14 protein-coding genes are annotated in these 13,820 nt (G+C 66.5%); 10 read left to right on the top strand and 4 right to left on the bottom strand.

Annotated elements, in window-relative coordinates; genetic code table 11:
* Nucleotides 1-201 precede the first annotated feature (201 nt).
* The 8 genes from ettA (at nucleotide 202) to VGU03_RS02345 (ending at nucleotide 6,380) form a co-directional block, all read left to right on the top strand.
* Entirely contained in the window at nucleotides 202-1,860 is a 1,659-nt protein-coding gene (ettA, locus tag VGU03_RS02380) for an energy-dependent translational throttle protein EttA (RefSeq protein ID WP_327478312.1), read from the top strand.
* A gap of 226 nt (nucleotides 1,861-2,086) precedes the next feature.
* The gene (pyrF, locus tag VGU03_RS02375) at nucleotides 2,087-2,914 is read left to right on the top strand and encodes an orotidine-5'-phosphate decarboxylase (protein ID WP_327478311.1); all 828 of its coding nucleotides are present in this window, start codon (nucleotides 2,087-2,089) and stop codon (nucleotides 2,912-2,914) included.
* A gap of 162 nt (nucleotides 2,915-3,076) precedes the next feature.
* Nucleotides 3,077-3,436, top strand: coding sequence for a hypothetical protein (locus VGU03_RS02370; protein WP_327478309.1), 360 nt, complete (start codon nucleotides 3,077-3,079; stop codon nucleotides 3,434-3,436).
* 55 nt (nucleotides 3,437-3,491) lie between these two features.
* Nucleotides 3,492-3,959: a hypothetical protein gene (locus tag VGU03_RS02365; protein WP_327478307.1), complete on the top strand. Its 468-nt coding sequence runs from the start codon at nucleotides 3,492-3,494 to the stop codon at nucleotides 3,957-3,959.
* Between the two features lie 67 nt (nucleotides 3,960-4,026).
* Complete coding sequence (locus tag VGU03_RS02360; protein ID WP_327478305.1) at nucleotides 4,027-4,278, top strand: hypothetical protein; 252 nt, start codon at nucleotides 4,027-4,029, stop codon at nucleotides 4,276-4,278.
* A 184-nt stretch (nucleotides 4,279-4,462) separates the two neighbouring features.
* Nucleotides 4,463-5,128: a hypothetical protein gene (locus tag VGU03_RS02355; RefSeq protein ID WP_327478303.1), complete on the top strand. Its 666-nt coding sequence runs from the start codon at nucleotides 4,463-4,465 to the stop codon at nucleotides 5,126-5,128.
* 67 nt (nucleotides 5,129-5,195) lie between these two features.
* Complete coding sequence (locus VGU03_RS02350) at nucleotides 5,196-5,774, top strand: hypothetical protein (RefSeq protein WP_327478301.1); 579 nt, start codon at nucleotides 5,196-5,198, stop codon at nucleotides 5,772-5,774.
* A 267-nt stretch (nucleotides 5,775-6,041) separates the two neighbouring features.
* Entirely contained in the window at nucleotides 6,042-6,380 is a 339-nt protein-coding gene (locus VGU03_RS02345) for a TfoX/Sxy family protein (RefSeq protein WP_327478299.1), read from the top strand.
* 42 nt (nucleotides 6,381-6,422) lie between these two features.
* On the opposite strand, the gene VGU03_RS02340 is transcribed toward VGU03_RS02345, so the two are convergent.
* Entirely contained in the window at nucleotides 6,423-8,339 is a 1,917-nt protein-coding gene (locus VGU03_RS02340; protein ID WP_327478297.1) for a hypothetical protein, read from the bottom strand.
* Nucleotides 8,340-8,592: 253 nt separating this feature from the next.
* Entirely contained in the window at nucleotides 8,593-9,480 is an 888-nt protein-coding gene (locus tag VGU03_RS02335) for a hypothetical protein (protein ID WP_327478295.1), read from the bottom strand.
* Nucleotides 9,481-9,864: 384 nt separating this feature from the next.
* On the opposite strand from VGU03_RS02335, the gene fusA reads away from it, so the two are divergent.
* On the top strand, nucleotides 9,865-11,904 hold the full coding sequence (fusA, locus tag VGU03_RS02330; RefSeq protein WP_327478293.1) for an elongation factor G: 2,040 nt from the start codon (nucleotides 9,865-9,867) through the stop codon (nucleotides 11,902-11,904).
* A 162-nt stretch (nucleotides 11,905-12,066) separates the two neighbouring features.
* Here fusA and VGU03_RS02325 read toward each other — a convergent pair whose 3' ends face one another.
* Together VGU03_RS02325 and VGU03_RS02320 are read right to left on the bottom strand one after the other, a co-directional pair.
* Nucleotides 12,067-12,615 carry a type 1 glutamine amidotransferase domain-containing protein gene (locus VGU03_RS02325; protein ID WP_327478291.1) on the bottom strand — a complete coding sequence of 183 codons (549 nt, stop codon included), beginning with the start codon at nucleotides 12,613-12,615 and terminating at the stop codon, nucleotides 12,067-12,069.
* Nucleotides 12,616-12,698: 83 nt separating this feature from the next.
* Complete coding sequence (locus VGU03_RS02320; protein ID WP_327478289.1) at nucleotides 12,699-13,166, bottom strand: SET domain-containing protein; 468 nt, start codon at nucleotides 13,164-13,166, stop codon at nucleotides 12,699-12,701.
* A gap of 154 nt (nucleotides 13,167-13,320) precedes the next feature.
* Between VGU03_RS02320 and VGU03_RS02315 the strand changes: the two genes are divergently transcribed.
* A complete protein-coding gene (locus VGU03_RS02315; RefSeq protein WP_327478288.1) occupies nucleotides 13,321-13,800 on the top strand; it encodes a hypothetical protein in 480 nt (159 codons plus the stop codon).
* Nucleotides 13,801-13,820: the final 20 nt, after the last annotated feature.

Raw genomic sequence — 13,820 nt, 5'->3', positions numbered from 1 at the left:
GTCCCCGCACGCCGCGGCGGATACCACGCAGGTTGCCGATCGCCTCCATCGCTGCCCTCCCGTGCAAAACACGGAGGGTCCAGGCGCTTCGGGTGCGCCGCATGGCAAGAACAAGCCCGATCGGCGATAATTGGCGGTCATTTCCCCGCCTTTACGTCGGACCGCCCGTGCGGCCCGCGGCCGCCCTCAAGGGAGCGAAGCATGCAGTACATCTACACCATGAACGGGGTGAGCAAGATCGTTCCCCCGAAGCGCCAGATCATCAAGGACATCTCGCTCAGCTTCTTTCCCGGCGCCAAGATCGGCCTGCTGGGCCTGAACGGCGCGGGCAAGTCCACGGTGCTCAAGATCATGGCCGGCGTGGACACCGACTACCAGGGCGAGGCCCGCCCGCAGCCGGGCATCAAGGTCGGCTACCTGGCGCAGGAGCCGCAGCTCGATCCGGACAAGACCGTGCGCGAAGTGGTCGAGGAAGGCGTGCACGTCATCCTCGACGCGCAGAAGCGCCTGGAAGAGGTCTACGCCGCCTACGCCGAGGAAGGCGCCGACTTCGACGCGCTCGCCAAGGAGCAGGAGAAGCTGGAGAACCTGCTCGCCGCCAACGACGCCCACGCGCTGGAGCGCCAGCTGGAAGTGGCCGCCGACGCGCTGCGCCTGCCCGCCTGGGACGCCAAGGTCGGCCCGCTCTCCGGCGGCGAGAAGCGCCGCGTGGCGCTGTGCCGCCTGCTGCTGTCCAAGCCGGACATGCTGCTCCTGGACGAGCCCACCAACCACCTGGACGCCGAGTCGGTCGAGTGGCTGGAGCACTTCCTGCAGGACTACCCCGGCACCGTGGTGGCGGTCACGCATGACCGTTACTTCTTGGACAACGCCGCCGAGTGGATCCTCGAGCTCGACCGCGGCCGCGGCATCCCCTGGAAGGGCAACTACACCGAGTGGCTGGAGCAGAAGGACCAGCGCCTCAAGCAGGAAGCGCAGCAGGAGAAGTCGCGCCAGAAGGCGATCGAGAAGGAGCTGGAGTGGGTGCGTTCGGCCGCCAAGGGCCGCCAGTCCAAGGGCAAGGCGCGCCTGAACCGCTTCGAGGAACTGAACGCCGTCGAATACCAGCGCCGCAACGAGACCAACGAGATCTTCATCCCGCCGGGCGAGCGCCTGGGCCAGGAGGTGATCGAGTTCAAGAACGTCTCCAAGGCCTTCGGCGACCGCCTGCTGATCGACGACCTGTCGTTCAAGGTGCCGCCGGGCGCCATCGTCGGCGTGATCGGCCCCAACGGCGCGGGCAAGTCCACGCTGATGAAGATGATCACCGGCAAGGAGCAGCCCGATTCGGGCGAGGTCAAGCTCGGCCACACCGTGCAGCTGGCCTACGTCGACCAGTCGCGCGGCGCGCTCGATCCGAAGAACAACGTGTGGCAGGAAGTGTCCGGCGGCGCCGACATCCTCACCATCGGCAATTTCGAGATCCAGTCGCGCGCCTACATCGGCCGCTTCAACTTCAAGGGCACCGACCAGCAGAAGATCGTCGGCAACCTCTCCGGCGGCGAACGCGGACGCCTGCACCTGGCCAAGACCCTGCTGCAGGGCGGCAACGTGCTGCTGCTGGACGAGCCGTCCAACGACCTGGACGTGGAAACCCTGCGCGCGCTGGAAGACGCGCTGCTGGAATTCCCCGGCTGCGCGATGGTGATCTCGCACGACCGCTGGTTCCTCGACCGCATCGCCACCCACATCCTGGCCTTCGAGGGCGACTCGCACGTGGAGTTCTTCCCCGGCAACTACAACGAGTACGAGGCCGACAAGAAGCGCCGCCTGGGCGACGATGCCGGCCCCAAGCGCGTGAAGTACAAGAAGCTGGCGTAAACCGCTTCTGCTCCCTCTCCCCCGGCACAGCCGGGGGAGAGGTTGGGGAGAGGGGGAGGCCGTACGCTTCGCCCCGCTCCTCTCCCCTGCGTAGAGAGGGCCGGGTAAGGAACCCGCTTCAATCAGATTCACGCAGCGCGAAGCGCCGCCTTCGCTCCTCTCCCGCCGGGAGAGGGTTGAGGGGCCACCTGGCGCCAGACAACCACCACAACGAGGAGCCACAGCCATGCACTTCATGCAGTCCCTGCACCAGGCATGGCAGCGCAATGACTCCCTCGTCTGCGTCGGCCTCGACCCCGAGCCGGCGAAGTTCCCCGCGCACCTGCGCGACGATCCCGACGCGGTCTACACCTTCTGCCGCGCCATCGTCGACGCCACCGCCGACCTGGTCTGCGCCTACAAGCCGCAGATCGCCCACTTCGCCGCGCTGCGCGCCGAAGATGCGCTCGAGCGCCTGATCGCCCACATCCACGACGCGCACCCGGGCATTCCGGTCATCCTCGACGCCAAGCGCGGCGACATCGGTTCCACCGCACAGCACTACGCTACGGAAGCCTTCGAGCGCTACCGCGCCGACGCCGTCACGTTGAACCCCTACCTCGGCCGCGACTCCATCCAGCCCTTCCTGGACCGCGCCGACAAGGGCGTGATCCTGCTCTGCCACACCTCCAACCCCGGCGCTGCCGACCTGCAGGACCTGATCGTCGAAGGCGCCGATGGCGAGCGCCTCCCGCTCTACCAGCACCTGGCCCGCACCATCGCCCGCGACTGGAACGCAAACGGCAACTGCGCCCTGGTCACCGGCGCCACCTGGCCCGAGCAACTGGCGCAGGTGCGCGCCCTGGTGGGCGACATGCCCCTGCTCGTCCCCGGCATCGGCGCCCAGGGCGGCGACGTCGAAGCCGTGCTGCGCCACGGCCGCACCGCCGACGGCGCCGGCCTGATGATCAGCTCCTCCCGCGCCATCCTCTACGCCGGCAAGGGCGACGACTTCGCCACGGCCGCCCGCCAGGCAACCGAAGCCCTGCGCGACCAGATCAACCGGTGCCGCTGAGCCATCCGACACTGCCGGATTAGGCTGCGGGATTGGACTGCGCGCTGACAGCCAGCACCTTGATTGCGTTATGGTTGCCCGGCGCCCGCTGGTCGCCTTCTCCGGGATAGGCTGCGTGATTACATCCCAGAAGGGGATCTACTTCGAGTTAGCTCTGACAGCATGGATAGCCGCCTCCTACATCTCACCTATTCAAAGGCGTTCGCCTCGGTTGCCTGGGATAGGCACGGCGAGCACGAGTACGTGCTCGTGGGTGACGGGCTCGCGATAGAGCACTCCTCGCTTCAAGAACTCATCGACCTCACGTTCTCAACCAACACCCTTTGGCTAAGCCCCAGCAGGCACAGCGCGCTCTCCGTCTTACGCAGCAAAGCTGCTGACTTCATGGCAAGTCGGCTGCAACCACGGGCGACGGTTGTGCTGACTGATGAAGACGTGAGCACTTTTATAGAGCTAAGCTTCCTCGGTGTGGCTCGCACCGGCAAAGCGCGGGCTAACTACTCATTCAAGCGGACGCGCTGACGCGCGCCGCTTAACTCAGGCGTTAGCAGTCATGCGGACAGTTCGCCACGAGTTGATGCTCCAAGAAAGCGAGAAGCGCTACGTTTCCGCAGAGTTGCTGGCAGCCGCGGGAGACAGCTCGAACTCTCCCTACCTCCTGCAACTAGTCGGCTTTGAGCTCCTGCTCAAGGTAGTCGTCGAGCAGTTCACTCAAGCCGTGGCTCACGGCCACAAGTACCATGACCTTTTCGCATTGCTCTCCCCGCAACACCAAGCCGACGTACTCCGTATCGCAGGAGAGCGCATTGGCCCATCTGCCCTAGCCACAGATCATGTTGGCGTGCTTGCGGATTTGGGGAGCAACTTCGTCAAGCTCCGCTATCCTCACGAAAAGTATGGCCACCTGACGCCCCAGGAATACGCACACGTCGGTCCCGCCTGGGTCGCTGCGGGCGCTAAACTTGAGCACGCAGATTTCCGTTATCACCCAGAGGAACTGCTTGGCCTCACATATGCGCTTCGGCAGGTTGCAAATGTCTGCTAACAACTCATAAAAGGCGGACGGCTTCGCCGCCGCTTAACTCCAGCGTCAGCGCTGCGAAGGAGCCATCATGGATTTGGCGCAGAAATCAGACGAAGAGATATTGGCCGTTATTGGTCCCATCATGGACAATCTGATGGAGGCTTCGACTGCCATCGACTATGAGCGGCACACGCGAGACTTCACCGAGCGTGCCAAGAGCGTCCTCTCCAAAAGCGCGCTCGAGTCAATCTGCAAGCAGTACCAGAGTACAAAGGGATTTTTCGCCAAGCGCGAGTTCGTCGCGGTGTTCAGGCGGCCGGGATCAGTCGCGGTTGTCTGACGACAGACCTTCACTAAGGTTCCTGGTGAGTTCGTCGCGGAGCTCGTCCTTGTTCAGGGTCGCAAGTATTTGGTCGACCACGTCATGGTCTTCTAGTACGCGCTAACAACTCATTCAAGGCGGACGGCTTCGCTGCCGCTTAAATTCAGGTGTTAGAGGTGTGACAATGAATTCCGATGGTCTGATGAAACTGTCGATTGGCCTATCGGGAGCCTTGGCAGGTTTCCTCCTTGCGCAGATAGGGACAACCATTAGGGCGTACTTTCAGCGAGCAAAGACGTTGAAGCTCCTAATTGAAGAGCTGAAAGACATCGACCGGGAGTCAACGCGTCTCCTCTACTTCCACGGTCGCAACCTTCAACTCTACGGTGCTCAAGGATTCGTTGAATCTGCTGCTATAGGAGTATCGAACCCAATCTTCTCTAACTATTACAAGGATGTTCTTCTTCATCTAAACCAAAGTCAACGAATATCCTTTCAGATGATTCACGGATTGGTTGGCACTCAGAATTTCATGCTCAACCAAATTGAAAACTTGTGCTCCGTCATGCGCAAAGAACATCGCACGAACGGCCTTAGCGCCGAGTTCTTAAGATGCACGGAAGAACTAGGCGAGCTGACTAAACATGGTTACAGCAACTGCGCAATCATAAAATGGCATATCGACTTTCACCTGAACAATCAGGACGCCCCTAACCTGTCGCCAGGAACGGAAGATCATAGAGCCTACCTGCAATATTTGGAGTCAGTGATTAAAGAGATGAATCAAACAATTGAGTCGGGCAAGACAATTTCTAAAGAAAAGTTTGAGACAATTTATAATCCTAATGACTTCGAAGCACAACTCTAACAATTCATTCGAGGCGGACGGCTGCGCCGCCGCTCATTCAAGCGTTAGAAAACAGGGGAAGAATCGTATGAACAAGTGCTGGGGTTTGTTTGTTGCCGTGGTGGGTCTGGGAGCGCTGTCAGGATGCACGGTCAACTTGCCGTTCGATACGCGCCCGTCATTCGAAACTGTGACGCAAGCGCGTGGTCTGAACGCAAACAGAGAAGGCCCGGTCAAGGTCACGTGGGTGCCGTCGTCGTTTCCCGATCGCGTGGACATCGAAGGAGCGTCCGGCTTCGTTGGGGGCGGGTCACGGACGCGAATTCCGACAGGCCCAGGGCTGTCAAGCCGCATCCTTGAAACCTTGGATGCGGCCGTGGGCGTCAATAGCTCCGCTCCCAAGATATTAACGCTCACAATCAAAAACGCCGAGACCAAGTTCCAGTACTCGGCGGGCATTTTCAATGTGACGCCGGCAATTGATAGGGCCAGCTGTGACCTTGATGTGGACTTCGCCACAGGCTCAACGCATTGGAGTCAAACGTTCCACGCAGAGGCCAAAGATCCAAGGGTTGGTGGCACAAGCCAAACGGCTCTTGTCGGACAAGTTTGGGACGATATCGCATTGCAGGTGACAAGGAGTGCGGCTGCACACATGCAACAGTGAGCTACAATTTGTGTGGTCACGCGGCTGTTCCCTAACAATTCGCTCACCCACCACGCGGGCTCGCGCCGGTTAGCTCAGGCATTAGGTTTTAAAGCATGACCGCGTGGCTAACCCAAAACATTGCTGCTTCTCCTGAGTTTCAGTGGCCATATTTAATCAACGAGATTGAGTTGACTCTCCGACATATCGGCGGACAGTGATAAAATGGAACGTTACTGATAAAGAGTGACGTGGCTATTTACCCGTCGCGAACCATAGGCGAACCCGATGGCCTCGGATCGTTCCTTCATCGAGTACGTAATCGAGCAATCCGGACTGGACGACCGCATCAGCTTCAAGCGAATGTTCGGCGAGTACGGTATCTACATCGACGGCAAGATCGTCGCCTTCGCTTGCGACAACAGCCTGTTCGTCAAGACGGCGGACGCTACCGCGGCACTTACGGCGAACCTTCCGCGGCGTCCGCCGTATGCAGTCGCCAAACCCTATCCGGTTGCGGACGAACTGCTCGACGATGCGGAGCAACTGCAGGCGCTGCTGCTCGCGACGGCCGCCGCCATGCCCGAGCCGAAGCCGCGCAAGACGGCGCGCAGATCCCGCAAGTGACGCGCGCCAAAGGGAGGGCAACGAGCCGGCCCGCCTTCCTGGTCAATGGAACTGGTCGCTCGGCGGCACCCAGGAGCTCGAGCTGGCCGTCGGAACACGGACGGGCGCCGGCGACGTTGCCGCGCCCTCGCAGCCGGGCGGCAGCGGCCCGCCACTGACACGTGCCGCGGCGCACTGGGCCGCATTGTCCAGATGGACCGGCGCGGCCGCTGATGCCGCCGCCGCGGTGCTGGCAGGCGACACCGGCGCGAGGGGTTTGGCCGGCGCCAGATCCAGGCGCTTGTAGAGCTCCGGGTTCTTGGCCGCCTTGGCGGGCGGGTCGCCGCCGCAACCGAACAGCGCGATCGGGAACAGCGGGCTGACCTTGCAGTTGACCCGCACGCCGCGCGGCAGGTGGAAGGTGTGTTTGACGGTGGTCTTCTCCACCGCATGGCGCAGGGCGGTGTCGATGGAGCTTTCGCCCTCGGGCGCCCAGTCCCCCTCGAAGCGCGTGGGCCGGTAGCCGATGTCGGGCGCGCGGTGCTCCATGATGTCGGTGTCGCCATGTGGCTTGAGCTGGATGTAGCCGCCCAGCCGGCCGTGCTCGGCGCCCTCGGCGGCGCCGGGCTGGGCCTTGCCCTGCTTGCCTTCGCCCTGCCCCTTGCCCTGGCCGGCGCTCGGCGCCGGCGCGCCGGTGTCGGCGGCGGTTTCGGCAGCGCCTTCGCGGGCGCCGGGGTTGCCGTTGTCGCTGCCCTGCGGCGTGGCCTCGGGTGCGCTGCTGGGCGTGGTCCCTGGGGCGCTGGGGTTGCCCGCCCCCGTGGCGCTGGCTTGGCTGGCGGCGGCTGCCTCCGGCGTGGCCTGCGCCTGGCCGGGCGTGGGCGCCGGTTCGCTCGCGGCGGCCTGCGGGCGCGCGAGGGTGACGGATACGGCAGGCGTGGCTGGCTTGGCCACTTCGATGGCCGGCGCCGCCGGTTGCGGCGCGGCCGGCGCCTTGGCGTTGTCCAGCGGCACGGCCGCCAGCTGCGGTTCGGCGAGCTGGATGCTGGGCGCCTGCACTTGCGGCCGTTCGCGCGGCACGATGGCCGTGTGCGCGGCGACCTGTGGCGCCAGGTTGATGGTGGGCGCGGCCTGCGCCGCCAGCGGGATCGGCTCGACCTGCGGCGCGGCGGGCGCCGCGGCCGGCTGCGGGCGCACCAGCGCCACCGGGCTGGGCGGCAGGTTGGCCGGCGGCGCGACGCGGTCGAGCGCGATGCTCGGCGCGGCGACGGGCGGCGGCGCCTGCGCCGGCAGGACCGGCATCGCCAGCGAGGACGGCGTGGGCATCGGCCGATTGCCTTCCAGCTGCGCCTTGCGCACCGGCTCGGGCTGGAACTTGGGCGGTACCGGGCGGACGCTGGGCGGCGTGTCCAGATTGACCCGCGGCGGCGCGCCGGCCAGTGGCACCGGCGCGAGGTCCGGCGTGGGTTGCGGATGCGGCAGTGCGAGCGGCGGCGACGGTGCCGCCTCGGGCGCGATGCGGATGGTCGCCTTGGGCGCGGCGACCGTGATGACCGGAATGTCCGGCGTGGCCGCTGCCGGTTGCGGCTGCGTGGCCGGTGTGCGATCGACCGGACGGGCGGCGACGGCGGATGCGCCGCCGCGATGGCGCGGTCCCACCCGCTTCGGCGGCGTGCCGCGCACGGGCGGCGGGGGCGGCGGCTCGGGCTTGTCGATCAGGCGCACCTGCAGAGGCGCGGATTTGAAGTGCGGTTCCTGCAGGTCATAGGCCGGGCCGAGGATGGCGCCGAACAGCACCAGCAGGTGCACCACCAGCGCGCCGGCCAGGCCGGCGATGCGCAGGCCGCGCTCGCTTGGCCGTTCGGCGCGCCGGCGGCGGTAGACGATGGCCTGTGCCGCGGCCTCGCGCGGGGAGCGCAGCACGATCACCGGATGCGCGTTGGCGGGCGAGTCGCTCGGCTTGGGCGCGGGTGGCAGGGGCATGGCGGAAGTGTAGCCTGCGGGGTGGAGGGGTCAGACGGTGTGCGGGCGGGGGCTCGCTTGGGCGCGAGCTGGAGTGAGGGATCCCGTACCGATCTCGGCCATCAGCCTTACTTGCGTCATCCATGACGCTCGCCCCTTCGGAGCCGGCTTCGCCGTTCCGCCGGCGCTCCTGCGCCGGCAGGTCGGGCACCTTCACCCGGAAACGGGGGGAGCACCGCCTTGTGTTTGTCCTTGCTCGAACTTGCCGTAGGCCCTACGGCTTGCGGCAATGCGCCGGCAGCGGCTTGCCGGCCTGCCGCGCTTGGCCGCATTCGGCGTCGACCGCACGCTGGGGCGTATCCACCGGACAGCCGTGCGGCAGCGGCTTGCCGTCGCGATAGAGCGCGATGCATTCGGACAGCGCGCGCCGGGGCGGCTGCAGTTCCTTCGCCAGCGGCGCCGGGGCCATGTCGAGGCGCTCGTCGCCGTCCTTCTTCGACGGCGGCGCGGGCGGCATGACGCAATCGGGGGTGGGGATGCCGAGCACGGTCTTGCACTTCAGGTGCACGCCGTGGCCGAGGTCGACGGACTTCTTCTCGCCGGTGTGGGTGGCACGCAGGACGCTGCGCAGGCCCTGCCCCAGGAGGGTTTCGTCCGGCGGCGGGAAATCCTTGTCGAAGCGCGTGGGTTGGTACCTGACCGGATCCTCGTGGCGCATCACCTGCGCGTCGCCCTGCGGCATGCGCTGGACGTAGCCGGGCGTGGGCGTGGGCGCGGCGCTGGCGGCAGCGGCGGGCAGCAACGGCTGGCCGGTGCGGTCGAACAGGTGCAGCGTGGGCTTGGGCGAGGGAGCCGGCGCCGGCAGGCTGGCCGTCATCGCTCCCTTGGCCGGCGGCTCGTGCACGACGCGCGGAACCGCGGGTGGTGGCGGTGGCGGAGGAAGCGACGGCGGCGGTGCAGGTGCGGCGCGCGTCGGACGCTCGATGAAGCGCACCTGCAAAGCGTCGTCCAGCCGCACGTGCATCACTTCGTGCACCGGCCGCGGCCGCATTTCCCACCACACGACGACGGCGAACAGGCCGTGCAACGCGAGCATCGCGCCGAACGCCAGGCGGAAGCGCCACGGCTCGCGCGGCGGCGTGCGCTCCCGCCGCGCGCGCAACAGCGCACGCGTGTCCTCGTCCAGCGGAGCCAGGCCGCGCCGTGGGTGCTGCGGCGCATTCCAGCGATGGGGCTCGACCTGCGGTGGGGAAACGATGGGGAGTTCCTTAGCGTGCGGAAAAACGGGCGCCTCATCGTGCCCGCCTTCGCAAGACCATCACGTGAGCGCTTCGGTTCCCCACGCGATGCCGCTTGACCAGGCGACCGGATGGCACAAGGCTACGCAGGCGGCACCCGCCGCATCCCGCCATGACCGCCCCGCCCGCGCCGCCTCGGCGCCCCAGGACGACCATGACGACCCGCCATCGTCAGCCGCCAAGCGCGGCCTCGTGCGGCGCCGTTCATGCCCTGCGAGACCGTGCCTTAAGTAGAGGAGGGTCGCATCGTGTCGTACAGCACGGAAAACATCCGCAACATCGCGCTCGCCGGCCACGCCGGCGCCGGCAAGACCACCCTGTTCGAGGCCTTGCTGCATGCCGGCGGCGTGATCCAGGCGCAGGGCTCGGTCGAGCGCGGCACCACCCAGTCGGATACCGACGTGCAGGAGAAGGCACGCGGCCATTCCATCGACAGCGCCATCGCCGGCATCGACCGCGAGGGCTGCCACATCAACCTGATCGACACCGCCGGCTATGCCGATTTCCGCGGCGGCACGCTGTCGACCTTCGCCGCGGTGGAAACGGTGGCGATCGTGGTCAACGCCACCAACGGCATCGAGCACGGCACGCGGCGCATGATGGAGCGCGCCCGCGCGCGCGGCCTGGCGCGCGTGCTGGTGGTGAACAAGATCGATTTCGAGGGCGCGCGGCTGTCGGCCCTGGTCGACGCGCTGCGCGAGGAGTTCGGCCCCGAGTGCCTGCCCGTCAACCTGCCCGCGCAAGGCGGCAAGCAGGTGCTGGACTGCTTCTTCCACGCCGAGGGCGCGACCGACTTCTCCTCGCTGGCGGCGGCGCACCAGCAGATCGTCGACCAGGTGGTCGAGATCAACGAAAAGACCATGGATGCCTATCTCGACGAGGGCGAGGCCGCGCTCGGCCGCGAGCAGTTGCACGATGCCTTCGAGCAATGCCTGCGCGAAGGGCACCTGGTGCCGATCTGCTTCGTCAGCGCCCGTACCGGGGTGGGCGTGGCGCAGTTCCTGGAGCTGGCCGAGCGCCTGCTGCCCAATCCGGCCGAGGGCAACCCGCCGCCGTTCGTCAACGCCGAGGGCGAGGCGATCACGGTCAACGCCGATCCGGCGAGGCACGTCGTCGCCGACGTGTTCAAGATCGTCAACGACCCGTTCGTGGGCAAGCTCGGCGTGTTCCGCGTGTGGCAGGGCACCGTCCGCCGCGATACCCAGCTGTTCGTCGACGACGGCCGCAAGCCGTTCAAGGTGGGCCACCTGTTCCGCCTCAGCGGCAAGGCGCACGTGGAGATCGAGCGGGCCATCCCGGGCGACATCGCCGCGGTGGCCAAGGTGGAGGAAATCCACTTCGACGCCGTGCTGCACGACTCGCACGAGGAGGACGCCATCCGCCTGGCGCCGATGGATTTCCCGCAGCCGATGTTCGGGCTGGCGCTCACGCCCCGGCACAAGGGCCAGGAGCAGAAACTCTCGCAGGCGCTGGCGCGGCTGGCCGAGGAAGACCCCTGCCTGCGCACCGAGCACCACAAGGAACTCAACGAGACGGTGGTGCGCGGGCTGTCCGAACTGCACCTCAAGGTGGTGCTCGAGCGCATGCGCGAGCGCTATGGCGTGGAAGTGGATACGCACCCGCCGCGCATCGCCTACCGCGAGACCATCGCCGCGCACGCCGACGGCCACCACCGGCACAAGAAACAGACCGGCGGCGCCGGCCAGTTCGGCGAGGTGTTCCTGCGGGTGGAGCCGCTGGACCGCGGCGGGGGCTTCGAGTTCGTCGACGAGGTCAAGGGCGGCGTGATCCCCAATCAATATCTGCCGGCGATCGAGAAGGGCGTGCGCCAGGCGATGGAGTGCGGCGCGATCGCCGGCTACCCGATGCAGGACCTGCGCGTGACCGTGTACGACGGCAAGTACCACCCGGTCGATTCCAAGGAAGTGGCCTTCGTCAGCGCGGGCAAAAAGGCTTTCATGGATGCGGTGGGCAAGGCGCGACCGATCGTGCTGGAGCCGATCGTGGACGTGGAGGTGGCCATCCCCGAAACCAGCGTGGGCGACGTCACCGGCAGCCTGGCGGGCAAGCGCGCGCGCATCATGGGCACCGACTCGCAGCGCGGCGGCGAGCTGCTGATCCGCGCGCAGGCGCCGCTGGCCGAGCTGACCGACTATCCCACCGAACTGAAGGCGATGACCGGCGGACGCGGGCGCTACAGCCTGGACCTTTCCCACTACGAGCCGGTGCCCCCGCCGGTGCAGAAGCAACTGTCCGAGGCCTGGAAGCCGCACGTGGACGAGGATTGACCTTGCCCTCGCCCGATCCTGAGCCTGGCCAAACAACCCGGACGACGGATCAGCTCCCTCTCCCCTACGGGGAGAGGGTCGGGGTGAGGGGCCGGGGCTCGCGACAAGCCTGACCAACGAGATTCGGGCAACCTCTTCCCCGCGGGGCCGGGTGGCGCAACGTCACCCCGCCAGCGCCTCGATCACCGCATTGGCGAACGCCGGAATGTCATCCGGCTTGCGGCTGGTGATCAGGTTGCCGTCGCGCACCACTTCGCGGTCCTCCCACTTCGCGCCAGCGTTCTCCAGGTCCTGCCGCAACGAAGGCCAGGAGGTGACCTTGCGGCCCTGTACCTGGTCGGCGTTGATCAGCGTCCACGGGCCATGGCAGATCGCCGCCACCGTCTTGCCCGCCTGGGCGAAGGCCTGCACCAGCTCGACCGCGGCCGGCTGGGTGCGCAGCTTGTCGGGGTTGATCACGCCCCCTGGCAGCACCAGCGCGTCGTAATCGGAGACGTCCGCTTCGCTGAGCTTCACGTCCACCGGCACGCTGCCGGCCCAATCGCCGCCCTTCCAGCCCTTGATCTCCTTCGCGTCGCCGGGCGCGATCACGGTGACCTCGGCGCCTGCCTCTTCCAGCAGCCGCTTCGGTTCGGTGAGCTCGGAATACTCGAAGCCGTCGGTGGCCAGCACCGCGACGGCGCGACCGTTGAGCTTCTTTGATGCATCCATGGCGAACCTCCTGCGAGTAAAGCGCGGAGGATGGCGCACGGCGCGTCTTGTGCGCGTCGTTCGGGTGTTAGCAGGGGAGCAAGTTACCGCTTGGGCTTGAGCAGCGTGCCCGTGCAGTTGGGCGCGCCGCACAGGCACTGCCACAGCTTCTTCAGCCGTGCGGTGTAGGGCACGTCCAGCACGATGCCATAGTCGTAGGTCAGTTCCTCGCCCGGCTCGATGTCACGGGTCGCCTCGATCAGCACGCGATCCTTGCGCGGGTCGGCGCTTTCGCTCTCTTCCACCACGGCGCGGCAGTTGGGCGCGCAGCTGTGGTTGATCCAGCGCGCGGTGTTGCCCTTGCGGTTGGCGTCGATGATGTAGTCGTCGTTGAGCGTGAACAGGAAGGTGTGGCCCGTCTCGCCGCCGTCGCCGTACATGGCGTCGGCCTCGGCGTGGGTCATCAGCGTTCCCTTGTACTGGACGATCTCCTCGCCCTTCTTGATCGGCGCGGTGGCGAACACGCCATTGCCGTGGATGGGGGAGCGGCGGGCGACGTAGCGGCGGAGCATGCGGGGGAGGGCCTTCGAACGAAAGACGCTGATGATGCCTGCTCCGCGCGCCCGGCGAAACCGTAATAACCGCCGCGGCCGCTTGCGCTGACGCGAACGTGCCGGCTGTGGTTAGAATCGGAAAATTCGAACGATCGTTTGGGAGAGCCTTCCGATGCGTTTCCTGCGCTGGATCGTCCTGCTGCCGCTGGCCCTGGCCCTGATCGCCTGCGGCCCGCCGCGCAAGAGCGTCTTCCCGCCGACGCTGAGCATCCAGCAGCTGGTGCTCACGCCCGGCGGCGCCTGGCGCCTGACCGTACGCATCCAGAACAACAGCTACGGCGGCATGGACTTCACCGAGCTGGACGGCCAGCTCGCCATGGCCGACAGCGTGCCGGTGCGCGTGCACGGCAGTTTCGACCGCGACATCCCCGCCTTCGCGGGCGACGTGGTGCAGATCGACGTATTGCCCACCGCCGCCATGAGCCGCGCACTGGCCGCGAGCGCCGCCAAGGGCAGCGCCGGCGCCCTGCCCTACACCCTTTCCGGCAGCGTGCGCGCCAAGCCCGAGCAGGAAAAGGCGCCGCGCGATTTCGACTTCTCCGGCAAGGACTGGCTCTCGCCCGTCCCCGGCATCGCCCATACCTGGCGCTGACTTCACCCGAGGAATACCCG

It is taken from the genome of Frateuria sp. (assembly GCF_035944355.1).
Lineage (GTDB): Bacteria > Pseudomonadota > Gammaproteobacteria > Xanthomonadales > Rhodanobacteraceae > Frateuria_A.
Note: the sequence above shows the minus strand (reverse complement) of the source record. Positions and strands in the feature narration are given on the sequence as shown.